Consider the following 12,159-nt stretch of genomic DNA (forward strand, 5'->3'; position numbering starts at 1 on the left):
ATGAGTGAAAAAAACACGATTCATTTCATTATCACACGTCAAGATACAGCAGATGGAAAGTCTTATGATGAGGAATTTGAAATCCCTTACCGTCCGAATATGAACGTCATTTCCGCTCTCATGGAAATTAGACGTAACCCGGTTAATAAACAAGGTGAAAAAACAACGGCCATCAACTGGGATATGAACTGTCTTGAAGAGGTGTGTGGTGCTTGTTCCATGGTCATTAATGGATCACCTCGCCAGTCATGTACAGCACTGATTGACAAGTTAGAGCAGCCGATCCGTCTTCAGCCGATGAAGACATTCCCAGTTGTCAGAGACTTGCAGGTTGATAGAAGCCGTATGTTTAACTCCTTGAAAAAAGTCAAAGCATGGGTGCCAATCGATGGCACATATGATCTTGGACCTGGACCAAGAATGCCTGAGAAAAAACGTCAATGGGCGTATGAGCTTTCTAAATGTATGACATGTGGTGTCTGCCTAGAAGCTTGTCCAAACGTCAATGATAAATCTTCCTTTATGGGACCTGCACCGCTTTCGCAAGTTCGTCTATTTAACGCACATCCGACAGGTGCGATGAATAAGTCAGACCGCCTAGAAGAAATTATGGGTGATGGGGGTCTTGCTAACTGTGGGAACTCTCAAAACTGTGTGCAGGCTTGTCCGAAAGGGATCCCGCTGACAACGTCTATTGCAGCACTTAACAGAGATACAACATTACAAGCTTTCCGTAACTTCTTCGGAAGCGATCACGCAGAATAACATCACATTCAGTCCTCTTTGCCAATCATGATGAGTGTTTACAAGAGGCTGGATGCATAAAAACGCCTCTTCCATTCGGGAGAGGCGTTTGTTTGTAAATAAGGAGTTGATTAAATGAGAATGCCGTCATATATTGAAGAACCGTTTGAGCAATGGAGGGCATCCTTTCGATTTTATGTGGAAACCACCGTCCGTTTTTCAGAAACGGATATGTTTGGCCACATGAACAATGTCACCCCTTTTGTGTATTTTGAAGAGGCACGGATTGCTTTTTTTCAAAAAACAGGACTTGTGGATAAACGAATGAAGCGAGTGAAAGAGACCATCACCGTCGTTGCAAACCTGCAATGTGATTACATCAAGCAGGTGGAGATCGGTGAGAGGCTGCGTGTATACGTAAAGCCGGAAAAAGTCGGGTCAAGCTCACTCATCCTTCATTACTTAGGAGAAAGTGAACAGCAGGAACCATGCTTTACGGGCTCTGTGACAATGGTGCAAATTAGCAAAGATACAGGCGCACCTGTCCCATTTACAGAAGAAGAAAAAGAGACATTTCAGGCTCAGCGAAATTAATTAATCACCCTCTATCAACCGTGTATGCTTCGTTTTGTTATAATAAAAAGATCATATCATGAAAAAACAAAAGGAGAACACATGAAGATTTTTCAATATGATATCATTGATAGTACGAATAATGAAGCGAAAAGGCTTATTCAACAAGGAGAAGTGCCTTCATTTGCTGTCTATTCCCGTCAGCAGACAGCAGGAAGAGGCAGGCTCGGCAGACCGTGGGAAACGCCTTCAGGGAATGTCGCCGTGACTATAACGGTAAAGCCGCCAGAAGAATTGTCCACCCAATCAACGATTGCCCCGCTAACGGCACTAGCGATCTATGATGTACTCAAACCACTCATGAGGGCTGAGGAGCAGCTAGCGATCAAATGGCCAAATGATATTGTCATTCATGAGGCAAAGGTATCCGGCACATTAATTGAAGCAGACCGCAGTGCCATCTATATCGGTGTTGGCATCAATGTGCAGACGAAGCCTCAGCATGTCCCGTACAAAACCATTTGTTTATCAGAGCTGACAGATGTCAGTGCAGACCAGCTTGTGAAAAACTTGACGACGGCTTTTGAAAAATACTATACACGCTGGCAAAACGAAGGCTTTGAAGCACTCACTGCACTCTACAACAAACGATTATTTCGCCTCAATCAACCGCTTCGCATTTCATTAGATCGTGAAAAACAAACATGGCAAGAAGGCATTTGCTGCGGGGTCAACCGCTACGGCCATCTGCAACTAAAAGATGACCTAGGACATATAAAAGCCCATTCTGCCGGAGATATTGATGCACCTCTCTAAAATTATAAAAAGCAGACGATTTCCTCGTCTGCTCAGCTTGTAGAGAAACCTATGTTTTTCTACAAGTTTTTTTGTTTTAAATGGTTTTGAATTCTACTTAAAAACCAAGGTCGTGCGAATTGGTGATCTAATCTGTCAAGATAAGGTGGAGAATCATGAATATGACCAGGCGTTACGTATCCGTTGTTCGGTGATCTAAATAGAGGCTTCATCCAAGTCTTTTATATAGTTTTGTGTATCAAATCTACGTACTTGTCAATTTTACGGAACAGGTGATTCTCTTCGACAAGTTGGTCGAGCAGTACAAATTCAGCTTCGTTCTGTGAAGAATTCCTTGTGTAGAACATGGCAGATACCATCCTTTTGAAGGCTTTTCTTTATGATAAAATGAGGGAATGGATAATTTAAGAGAGAAAATGAAAAAAGGGTGTCAATTTTCTCGACAGCCTGTGTCTCTACATGAGACTCGTCCTTTTTTTGCTGCTTGAAGCGTAACAAATTGGACGCTGATATGCAGGATTTCTCTATTTTAACGTCACCTACCTCAGGCAATCGGCATATGATATCTCGACTATACCGAATCCCATTCTATAGAGACTAGAGCTCTCACCTTAGCAAGGAGGGTTACAATACTTGAAGGAGAAAGAGTTTCAATCCAAGCCGCTATTAACCAAAAGAGAAAGAGAAGTATTTGAATTGCTCGTCCAAGATAAAACAACAAAAGAAATTGCAAGCGAGCTTTTTATTAGCGAAAAGACTGTTCGAAATCATATTTCGAATGCCATGCAAAAGTTGGGAGTCAAGGGTCGTTCACAGGCCGTAGTCGAGCTTCTGCGTATGGGTGAGCTAGAGCTCTAAAGTCAGCCGGTTTTCCTTCCACATCGGGGAGGAACCGGTTATTTCTATGTGATTTCCTTGAGTCTCTTCTTGCATTTTCTTTGAAAAACGAGGAAAATAGGAATGTACATTTTAATCAAAGTGAGATGCTATAGTGAGGTATCAATGAAATGGAAACGAATGAGTTCAACCATGTTGCAGAGATTGAAAAATCATTGCGCCATATTGCCGCAATTATTAAGCAAAAAGGCAGAGAAATTCTGAATCAATATACGATTACACCTCCTCAATTTGTAGGGCTACAATGGCTTTTTGAATTCGGAGATATGACAATAGGTGAGCTATCACAAAAGATGTATTTGGCTTGTAGCACGACAACCGATTTAATTGATAGAATGGAAAAAAGTGAACTTGTCGAACGGGTGAAAGATCCTTCTGACCGCCGCGTGGTTCGCATTCATTTATTGCCTGAAGGCGAGCGGATCATTCAAGAAGTGATTATCAAACGCCAAGAATACGTCAGTGAACTTCTAGGGGCTTTCTCAGAAGAAGAAGCCATCGTTTTCAACCAATCCTTAATGAAACTACAGCAGCAAATGAAAAGAAAATGAGGCGATTTTGTTGGATCAACCAATCGGCGTCATTGATTCCGGTGTTGGCGGTTTAACCGTTGCGAAGGAAATCATGAGACAACTGCCAAAAGAGAAAATCATTTACGTAGGCGATACAAAACGATGTCCGTATGGCCCGAGGAAAGAAGAAGAGGTTCTTCAATATACGTGGGAAATAGCGCAACACTTATTGAGACATCACCATATTAAAATGCTCGTCATTGCGTGCAACACAGCGACGGCGATTGCACTTGATGAAACCAAAGCAACGCTCGATATCCCGGTCATTGGCGTGATCCAGCCCGGATCCCGCACCGCTATCAAGGTGACAAGTAACCAGCATATTGGCGTCATTGGCACGGCCAATACGATCAAAAGCGAGGCCTATAAAGAAGCGCTGCTCTCTTTAAAAGCAGGTCTAACGGTTCAAAGCCTGGCTTGTCCAATGCTTGTTCCATTTGTGGAAAGCGGTACGTTTTTAGATCATACAGCAGATGAAGTTGTGAAAGCCTCTCTTGAGCCAATGAAAGAAACAGGAATTGATACGCTCATTCTTGGCTGCACGCACTATCCTATTTTAAAAGAGCCGATTCAGCGTTTTATGGGCAGTGATGTGAGCATCATTTCATCAGGGGATGAGACTGCTAGAGAAGCAAGTACGATTCTTTCATACAAAGGACTGTTAAATGCTTCTAAGGAAGCACCCGTTCATACATTTTACACAACAGGGCAGCAGCAAAATTTTCAAAATATTGCTCGTGACTGGTTCGGTTACCTACCAGGGAAGGTCGAAACTGTGTCACTTGAACAGGTTTATCAGCAATAACCCGCTTCTATTTGAGTGGGTTATTTTTTTATGAAAAGGGTCTAATTCTCTCAGGGAGCTCGTATACATAGTAGTACAAACTACCAGAGGAGGGTGAAGTATGCTAAAAAAAGGATCTACAGCAGCTGTTACGTGTATCGCGTCAGCCATGCTTTTATCAGGATGTGGATTATTTCAAACAGACCAAGCGAAAACAGAGATTGATCCACCGCAAAATGTCACATATGTGAAAGAAAATAAAGAAGACAAACAAACAGCCAAAGAAGGAAAAGAAGAGAAGCAGGCAGATACGGTTATGAGAGAATTATATTTAATTGATAAAAACGGATATGTCGTGTCTCAATCTATTCCGCTTCCGAAAAACGAAGGAAGTGCCAAACAAACCCTTGAATATCTCGTGGATGGAGGGCCCATTTCCAACCTAATGCCAAATGGATTCAGAGCCGTTTTGCCGGCTGACACGAGAGTATCTGTCGATATTAAAGACGGAACTGCGGTTGTTGATTTTTCAAATGAATTCAAAAACTATAAAAAAGAAGACGAACAGCGGATATTGCAATCTGTCACTTGGACATTAACGCAGTTTGATTCGGTAGCCAAAGTCAAATTGAAGATGAATGGGCATGAATTAAAAGAAATGCCTGTGAACGGCACACCGATCTCAGATGATCTAAGCAGAGAGGATGGCATTAATATTCAGCACGAGGCGGCTGCGGATATGACGGCGACAAAGCCAGTGACCGTTTACTACTTATCTGAATCTGATGAGCAGACCTACTACGTCCCGGTCACAACAAGAGCGCCAAAAGACGAGGATGATCCAATTACAGCAGCCATTGATGAGCTGGTTTCTGGGCCAAGCAAAACAAGCCATTTGCTCACAGACTTTGACCAAGATGTCAAGCTGAATGATGTACCAAAAGTAAAAGACGGTCATGTGACACTTGATTTCAATGAATCCATTTTTGGCAGTGTAGATGAAAAGAAAAAAGTCATTTCACAAAAAGTGCTCGATAGTATTGTCCTCACATTAACAGAGCTGCCGGATGTCAAAAGCGTATCTGTGAAGGTAAACGGAAAGGCAGAGCTTGTGAACGAAAAAGGAGCAGAGCTTACAAAGCCGGTTTCGAGACCAGAACAAGTGAATACAGGTAGTTTTTAACGTCACACATTGATATAATGGAGAAAAAGAGGCATGCCTATTCGCTGCCTCTTTTTTATTCCAAGCGATTAGAACCGGCTGAGGTTGTCAAAGTTATTAAGAGAACCCTGCTGACATCACGCGGAATGTATATCGTAACGGAGGTAAATCATGAGATTAGATGAAAGACAATATGATGAATTAAGAAAAATTGAAATAGAGGCAGGCTACATTACGCATCCAGAAGGCTCTGTCTTAATCTCAGCGGGAAATACAAAGGTGATTTGTAACGCATCAATCGAAGACCGTGTACCTCCTTTTTTAAGAGGAGAAGGAAAAGGCTGGATCACAGCAGAATATAGCATGCTTCCAAGAGCAACAGCGCAAAGAACGATTAGAGAATCTTCTAAAGGAAAAGTCACAGGACGTACAATGGAAATTCAGCGGTTGATTGGACGAGCACTCCGCGCAGTCGTTGACTTAGAAAAGCTTGGGGAGCGCACGATTTGGATTGATTGTGATGTCATTCAAGCAGACGGCGGAACACGGACGGCGTCCATCACAGGTGCTTTTGTTGCCATGACACTTGCGATTCAAAAGCTTCGAGCAGAAGGGGTCATGAAAGAAAATCCAATTACTGATTATTTAGCGGCGATATCCGTGGGAATTGATTCTAAGCAGGGACTTCTGTTAGATTTAAATTATGTAGAAGATTCTTCGGCTGAAGTGGATATGAATGTTATCATGACAGGAGCTGGACGCTTTGTTGAACTTCAAGGAACAGGCGAAGAAGCCACTTTTTCAAGAGAGCAGCTAAACGGACTGCTTGATCTAGCCGAAAAGGGCATTAAGGAATTAATTGAAAAGCAAAAAGCAGTGACAGGAGAAGTCATCGAATAAGCAGAAGGGTTTGATCAGGATGAAAACAGCCATCATCGCAACGCATAATCCGGGTAAAGCGAAAGAATTCAAAGCCATTCTTGAGCAAAAGGGCTTCACGGTCAAAACACTAGTGGATATTGGATTTACGGAAGAGATCGAAGAAACAGGACAAACCTTCGAAGAAAATGCGATGATCAAAGCCGAGTCGATTCAGGCCAAAGCAGGTGAAATGGTGATCGCAGACGATTCTGGTCTTTCAATTGATTATCTTGGCGGGAAACCTGGCGTCTATTCAGCGAGATATGCTGGTGAGCATAAAGACGATGCTGAGAATGTAAGGAAAGTGCTGAGCGAGCTTAAAGGAATTGAAAAAGAAGACCGCACAGCCAGATTCAGATGTGCCCTTGCTGTCAGCATACCAGGCAAAGAAACCCAAACGGTAGAAGGATCAGTAGAAGGCTTCATCGCAGAAGAACCGATTGGTGAAAACGGCTTCGGATACGACCCAATTTTCATCGTCAAAGACAAAGACCAAACGATGGCCCAATTATCACCAAATGAGAAAAACAAGATTAGCCATCGAGCGGTTGCGCTTCAAAAGCTTTCATCACTTCTAGACGCAAATGAATAAGGGGGAATGAAGCCATGAAGATACTCATCATTAGTGATAGTCATGGACTCACAGACGAACTTCAAACCATTGCCAAACGGTATACAGCTAAGGTAGACATGATGATTCACTGTGGAGATTCAGAACTCGAAACGAACCACCCAGCACTCGAAGGATACAAAGTCGTCAAAGGAAATTGTGACTTTATGGGCGAATTTGAAGAAGAGCTCCTGCTCCCACTTGATGGAGGCGGAAAACTATTTCTTACCCACGGACATCTGCATGGCATCAAACAATCCTTGCTTCAAGTCTACTACCGTGCAGAAGAGCTAGGAGCAGACATTATCTGTTTTGGCCACTCGCACATCCCGGGCAGTGAGCTGTTAAGAGGAAAGCTACTCATCAACCCAGGCAGCGTCCACCTGCCAAGAGTGCGAAAAGAGCGCAGCTATGCTATACTGACACTAGATGGAAGCGAAGCAAACGTACAATTTTACACGGACGAAGGTCTCGCGATACCAGACCTCGAAAACACCGTCACATTGGAAGGTATTTCATAAGGGTGCATCATCTGCTCCTTATGAAAAAACTTTCGAAAAACCGTTGACTTTAAAGAACAATAGTAATATAATAAATCTTGTCGCTGAGGTAATACAGCTTAGCACACTACATAACAACATGTCCCAGTAGCTCAGCAGGATAGAGCAACGGCCTTCTAAGCCGTCGGTCGGGAGTTCGAATCTCTCCTGGGACGTCTCGTAAATGGGCGTTAAAGCCCGTCATATCACGCTTTCTACCCGTTAAATGTAACGGTCAATGTATCGGTCAATTAAAAAACCGACGCAATTTTGAACCGTTCAATTAAACGAAGTAGGAGGCGTTTTTTGTTGACGAAAAAGAAACCGATTTTCACAATTGACGAAGATTTTTCTGATTTGACTCGGGCGCAAAAGTCACCGGTGGCTATTCCGAAAAAACGCGAGGGTGATCGAATTACCATCGAAAAGGCTCTCGCGACTATTATGCGCCAAATGGAGATCAGCGGGAACCGCCCGCGGACAATTAGCGATTATGTTCATCATGTGACGCATTTTAAAGAATCAGAAAGTCTGGCGTATGTAGACGAGATAAATAAGGATGATTTATATAATTGGATCGGAAAAATGGACGTTAGTAAACAAACACAGCTAACACGTTTGAAATGTTTAAAAGCGTTTCTTTCTCGATGTTTTGATAACGGATGGATCGGTACGAAGTTCTGGAGGACGGTAAATGTCAAGGTCGATAAGTATGTTAAGGAAGGTGCTACAGAGCGGGAACTTTCGATTCTTATGTCCGTATTGGATCTGAGTAACTTCGTACATCTTCGTGATGCGACAGCCGCGCAGCTTATTTTCAAAACGGGTATAAGAATAAATACACTTGCGAGTTTAGAGGAATTACACATTGATTTTGAATCTGATACACTTAATTTGAGCGGTAATATTATTAAAAACAGACAGCCGATTATTCTTCCGTTTGACGAAATGCTTCATCGAATGCTATCCGTGCTTATTAAGTATAATCGCGCGATTAAGCGAGAATACGGACAGAAAAACGATTTTGTCTTTATTACGAGAAATGGAAAAAGAGTATCAGCAACCCAATCGAACAACAATATTCAAAAGCGATTAAATAAATATGCGAAGAAATATGGGCTGAAAAATATCAGTCCACACGCTCTTCGCAGAGGATTTGCGAAATCACTATTGGAGAAAGGTGCAAGGATTACGGACATTTCCTTAGCGCTCGGGCATAGCAATCTTGCTGTAACATCTCAATATCTTCATCTAGACAAAAACGAAGTAGCAGATAATCTACGCAAGTTTTTATAGAAATGAACCTCGTCTTTTTAGGCGGGGTTATTTTTTTTTGTCCAAAACGGTGTCCGTTTCGAAAAGTTTATACGCATCTATAAGTGAGAGCGAAAAAATTTTATATTTATTGTGCGGTTTTGAAAAGTCGCGGGTATTATTTCGTGAAGGGGGTATACGAATGACAAACGAGATTAAGACATTTCATTACGAACAACTCGATGACAGTACGGCTGAATTTCTTCGCAATAAAGAAAACAATATGCGTGAGATTGTGGGCAAAGCATACACGGAATTAGGGAGAGAATTGAAGGAGGCACAAGATAGACTCGCCAAGAATGGGTACGGGTGCTTTGATGGGTGGGTTGCTTCACTAGGAATGAATAAGATGAATGTAAACAGATTGATCCACAGGTATTCGTTAGTAACAAATTGTTACGAACAAGCCGATCTACTCGAAGACCTCCCCGTCTCACTAACGTACGAAATCGCACGCCCATCCGCAGAGTCAACCGAACCAAAACGGCAGGCGAAACAAGCGGTCCTTGATGGCGAAGTTAAAACGTTGAAAGAATATCGACAGCTATTGGCGGAGAAGGAGGCGGCAGAGGCAGCGCTCAAACAAGCGGAGCGGGAAGCGGATATATTGCGTGACAAACTCGAACGAGTCGAAGAAGCCGAACCGGAAACATTAACCGAGTATGTCGAAGTCGAAAGGCCTGATCCGAAGCTGATAGCTGAGAATGAGCGCTATAAAGAACTGTTCGGAGATATTTCGATGTACGAAGGCCGAGCAACTCGCGTGACTAACGGAGATGCGATCACGTATACCGTATACGAGTTTTCCGAAGATGTTCGTAAGTTTGTGGAAAAGTACGGTCATTTGACGCACTTTGCCCAAGAATTTAACGGAATGATTGACGAAGGCAAAGAAGAATATAGGAAAGCGATTCATGCAATGCAAACGTTAATGCGTACGATTGATAGATCGATAGACGAAAAAGATTCAATTATTATAAACGGATAAGGGGCGATTCAAATGATTAGTATTAAAAACGTAAAAGATGGCGGAGTAGCTTATATTTTCGGAGCAGAATACACGGAGATTGCGAAGTCTTTATTTCCACAGTTTGCGCAGCGATTGCTAGATGTAGAAGAAAAGCCATCAGTTTCCGGAGGAATTGAGTTGAGCGACATCCGTAACCGAGTTGAAAAGGCGCTACCGACTCCGCGTAAAGCGGATCCTACTTACAATCGACTTAAAGGGCTATCCGATGAAAAGGCGGCGAGCGAACTCATTTCGATTCTTTATGAAAAAATAGGTAAGTCCGACCCGGTGCGCCTACGACCTTTCTATACGGAAGTCGAGTCGACCCTCGGAGTGCAATTTTCGAGACTTCATAAACAACGTCTTAGTGCGCCTAAAGCACAAAATGGGAAGTATCCACACCGTAAAATGGATACGATCCTTTTGCACGCTAGTAGAGAAGCCGTACTTGAAATCGCGGAAAACTACGTATTCGGAGGTTGATGCCGCATGCCAAACGAAAAGCGACCGATCGACTTTCACGACCACAGATTCGTCCGAGTAACGAAGTCGGTTATCGCAGACGAAACGTATTTGGATAAGCCGGTTCAGAAACTCGTATACGCCGTTCTTTGTTTCTACGCAGACAATACGAGTAAGAAGTCGCACCCAAGCGTTCAGACTATCGCAGATAAATGTCGATGCTCAACGAATACGGTTCGTATGATTAAGTAGAAGTGGGAATAGGAGGTGGTCGAATGTATGAAGATCGTTCAACTACAAAAGATGAAGAATTTTTCCGCGATTTAACGATTTTTATGTCAGAGGCACATAACATGGGCGGAGATCAGGAAAACGGAAGAAAGAACGCGGAAAGGTTAATTCACTTCATTGAAGCGAGAGGCTACGTACTAGCAAAAGTCTTCGATAAGGATGCGTTTTCATGAACGATCGGGTAGGCGTTTTAGATCTTCGCGAACATAAATTTACCCAAGTCGCAAGTAGCGTACTGGCTGACGGTAAAATTCTCGATAAGAGCGCTCAGAAACTCGTATATACGATGCTCTCGATGCACGCGGATAATCATAGTAAGCAGTCGTTTCCTTCCGTTAAAACTTTGGCAGCGGAGTGCCTGTGTTCGGAAAATACGGTGAGGTCGGCGCTGAAAAAACTGAAAGATGTCGGCTTGATCGATATCCGAGAACGGAAAAGTAAGGAGAGCGGTCAGCTATCGAATCTTTACGTATTACTTCCCATACCGCCCTCATTCGATGAAGGCAGGGGTTCATGAGGTGAAGCCGTCCCTTGCTCAAACGACAGACGAACTATACTCATTTACTATATTCATTATCTATACTCAATTAAATAATAGCGCTCAATTAAAACCTTTCGCACAAATAATTATTTAAAAGATATATCTATCGCGATAAAAGATATTTGCAAAGAGTGAGCGTAAGCGAACGAATTGCTACGGTTTTAAAAATAAACGGAAAGAAGGCGGTAATATGACGTTTTATGAATACACGCAGAATAACAGCGGCGGCTATTTCGAAGTAAACGATAAGTTATGTGATCGATTATTTATCGAAGCAGAGACCTTATCTGAAGCCGATTCTATTGCGGAGGATTTAGGCGTTTATTTCAACGGAGTCTCTTATGGAATTGACTGCGGTTGTTGCGGGGATAGGTGGAGCCACGGAGATGAAGTATCTCTATCCGAAATCAACGAAAACGGATACGATGTGTCAATATACGACGGTTTAGGCGATATTGAGGAATCTTGGGACGATAGCTACGGAGCTTACGAAATCCATACGGAGCCTCATTGGCAGCAAAACATCTTCCGGAAATTTAGCGGAAAGATTAAATTCCGAAATATCGAAGAATACGCACAGTTTTTGGCCGATGAATACGGCGGGACATCGCCCGACGCACGTATTTTCTACCAAGACGGAACAGTCACGGAAATCAATAAACGAAAGTAGGTGCGTTATGTTTACGAAACATGAACTCGTTACTATATACGAAGCACTCGACGAACTCCATCCGGGAACCATCGCTCAATTTAAAGACGGCGCAGAAGTACCGGTATCTGAATTAAGCGCCAAATTATTGCTACTAATAAACGAGGAGGAATCGTAATGAACGAATTACAAAAAGTATTCAATTATCAAGAACAACAGGTGAGAACAGTCGTGAAGGATGGTGAACCTTGGTTTGTTGCAAAGGATGTATGTGA

At 42.8% G+C, this 12,159-nt stretch carries 18 protein-coding genes and 1 tRNA gene; all 19 read left to right on the top strand.

The window, feature by feature from the left end; all coding sequences use genetic code 11:
- The gene (gene sdhB / locus LC033_RS12840) at positions 1-765 is read left to right on the top strand and encodes a succinate dehydrogenase iron-sulfur subunit (protein ID WP_226569033.1); all 765 of its coding nucleotides are present in this window, start codon (positions 1-3) and stop codon (positions 763-765) included.
- Between the two features lie 114 nt (positions 766-879).
- Entirely contained in the window at positions 880-1,338 is a 459-nt protein-coding gene (locus LC033_RS12845) for an acyl-CoA thioesterase (protein ID WP_226569036.1), read from the top strand.
- A gap of 81 nt (positions 1,339-1,419) precedes the next feature.
- Positions 1,420-2,133 (top strand): biotin--[acetyl-CoA-carboxylase] ligase, encoded by a 714-nt coding sequence (locus tag LC033_RS12850; protein ID WP_226569038.1) that lies wholly within the window; start codon positions 1,420-1,422, stop codon positions 2,131-2,133.
- 633 nt (positions 2,134-2,766) lie between these two features.
- Complete coding sequence (gene gerE / locus LC033_RS12855; protein ID WP_003184172.1) at positions 2,767-2,991, top strand: spore germination transcription factor GerE; 225 nt, start codon at positions 2,767-2,769, stop codon at positions 2,989-2,991.
- A 149-nt stretch (positions 2,992-3,140) separates the two neighbouring features.
- Positions 3,141-3,581 carry a MarR family winged helix-turn-helix transcriptional regulator gene (locus tag LC033_RS12860; protein WP_226569041.1) on the top strand — a complete coding sequence of 147 codons (441 nt, stop codon included), beginning with the start codon at positions 3,141-3,143 and terminating at the stop codon, positions 3,579-3,581.
- A 7-nt stretch (positions 3,582-3,588) separates the two neighbouring features.
- The gene (racE, locus tag LC033_RS12865; RefSeq protein WP_376776451.1) at positions 3,589-4,407 is read left to right on the top strand and encodes a glutamate racemase; all 819 of its coding nucleotides are present in this window, start codon (positions 3,589-3,591) and stop codon (positions 4,405-4,407) included.
- A gap of 100 nt (positions 4,408-4,507) precedes the next feature.
- The gene (locus tag LC033_RS12870) at positions 4,508-5,569 is read left to right on the top strand and encodes a GerMN domain-containing protein (protein WP_226569043.1); all 1,062 of its coding nucleotides are present in this window, start codon (positions 4,508-4,510) and stop codon (positions 5,567-5,569) included.
- Positions 5,570-5,719: 150 nt separating this feature from the next.
- Positions 5,720-6,448 (top strand): ribonuclease PH, encoded by a 729-nt coding sequence (rph, locus tag LC033_RS12875; RefSeq protein ID WP_226569045.1) that lies wholly within the window; start codon positions 5,720-5,722, stop codon positions 6,446-6,448.
- Positions 6,449-6,458: 10 nt separating this feature from the next.
- The gene (locus LC033_RS12880) at positions 6,459-7,061 is read left to right on the top strand and encodes an XTP/dITP diphosphatase (protein ID WP_226569046.1); all 603 of its coding nucleotides are present in this window, start codon (positions 6,459-6,461) and stop codon (positions 7,059-7,061) included.
- Between the two features lie 14 nt (positions 7,062-7,075).
- Positions 7,076-7,600, top strand: coding sequence for a YfcE family phosphodiesterase (locus tag LC033_RS12885; RefSeq protein WP_226569048.1), 525 nt, complete (start codon positions 7,076-7,078; stop codon positions 7,598-7,600).
- Positions 7,601-7,720: 120 nt separating this feature from the next.
- Positions 7,721-7,794, top strand: a tRNA-Arg gene (locus LC033_RS12890).
- A gap of 133 nt (positions 7,795-7,927) precedes the next feature.
- Positions 7,928-8,914: a tyrosine-type recombinase/integrase gene (locus LC033_RS12895; protein WP_226569050.1), complete on the top strand. Its 987-nt coding sequence runs from the start codon at positions 7,928-7,930 to the stop codon at positions 8,912-8,914.
- A gap of 160 nt (positions 8,915-9,074) precedes the next feature.
- Positions 9,075-9,920 (top strand): hypothetical protein, encoded by an 846-nt coding sequence (locus LC033_RS12900; protein WP_226569052.1) that lies wholly within the window; start codon positions 9,075-9,077, stop codon positions 9,918-9,920.
- A gap of 12 nt (positions 9,921-9,932) precedes the next feature.
- Positions 9,933-10,424 (top strand): hypothetical protein, encoded by a 492-nt coding sequence (locus LC033_RS12905; RefSeq protein ID WP_226569054.1) that lies wholly within the window; start codon positions 9,933-9,935, stop codon positions 10,422-10,424.
- A 6-nt stretch (positions 10,425-10,430) separates the two neighbouring features.
- Positions 10,431-10,655 (top strand): helix-turn-helix domain-containing protein, encoded by a 225-nt coding sequence (locus LC033_RS12910; protein ID WP_226569056.1) that lies wholly within the window; start codon positions 10,431-10,433, stop codon positions 10,653-10,655.
- Between the two features lie 23 nt (positions 10,656-10,678).
- Positions 10,679-10,867 carry a hypothetical protein gene (locus LC033_RS12915; protein WP_226569059.1) on the top strand — a complete coding sequence of 63 codons (189 nt, stop codon included), beginning with the start codon at positions 10,679-10,681 and terminating at the stop codon, positions 10,865-10,867.
- Positions 10,864-11,211, top strand: a complete 348-nt coding sequence (locus tag LC033_RS12920) for a helix-turn-helix domain-containing protein (RefSeq protein ID WP_226569061.1) — start codon at positions 10,864-10,866, stop codon at positions 11,209-11,211. Before LC033_RS12915 ends, LC033_RS12920 begins: the two co-directional genes overlap by 4 nt.
- 214 nt (positions 11,212-11,425) lie before the next feature.
- Positions 11,426-11,905 (top strand): DUF7296 family protein, encoded by a 480-nt coding sequence (locus LC033_RS12925; protein WP_226569063.1) that lies wholly within the window; start codon positions 11,426-11,428, stop codon positions 11,903-11,905.
- Between the two features lie 156 nt (positions 11,906-12,061).
- A partial coding sequence (locus LC033_RS12930) for a BRO-N domain-containing protein (protein WP_376776453.1) occupies positions 12,062-12,159 on the top strand: 98 nt, incomplete at its 3' end.

The organism is Bacillus stratosphericus, assembly GCF_020524495.1.
In the GTDB taxonomy this organism is placed as follows: Bacteria; Bacillota; Bacilli; order Bacillales; family Bacillaceae; genus Bacillus; species Bacillus stratosphericus_B.